General features: G+C 62.7%; 1 protein-coding gene. It reads left to right on the forward strand.

Going from position 1 to position 590, the window contains the following annotated elements:
• Window positions 1–139 precede the first annotated feature (139 nt).
• Window positions 140–590, forward strand: a 451-nt coding sequence (locus tag BGIM_RS48015) for a hypothetical protein (RefSeq protein WP_040887495.1), incomplete at its 3' end; no start/stop codon positions are given.

A 590-nucleotide genomic window follows, 5' to 3' on the forward strand; every position in this document is an offset into this window, starting at 1 on the left:
CATTTGCTTTAAATACTTTTGTAACTCATAAAGTTACAGGCTCTAAGGCGCACTTCCCGTTGGAGTTGATCACCCCGATCGTTCGTGCCTCGGGTGCGAGGCGAAGACCATTCGAACCCGCTTTTCGACGGAGACGACCATGACAACTGAAAATCATCCGTCCACCCCTCCCACGGAGACAGGAGGGCTGTCGACGAAAGTGACAGTCGCCCGTCACGGCATTCACACCGTGGTCAAACCTTTCATCCGGGATCTCCAGAAGGATCTACACACCCTTTCCCCGGACGCCCACGGAACCGTTGTCCCGCATCCGCTCCTGCGAGTGATCCGACCCGGCGAGCAGGCCGGACTGCTCGGACACGCGGGCCTTGAGGACGTGATTGTGGACTGGTTGCAAAAACACGGCCACGACATCGTGTCGGAGGGGACGAGGCCGGCCGTGCTGCCGGCGCCGAGCCTTGGCTGGCTCCGTCGGCATCCCTGGCCGACGGACCGGGCGATGCTGGAATTTGTCCGGGGACGGGAGCGGGGATTGATCCGGTACGACGCCAGCCGGGTCGATCCGGCCCGGCTGGCGGGGCAGGCCGCCC

Source organism: Zavarzinella formosa DSM 19928 (assembly GCF_000255705.1).
GTDB classification, from domain to species: Bacteria; Planctomycetota; Planctomycetia; order Gemmatales; family Gemmataceae; genus Zavarzinella; species Zavarzinella formosa.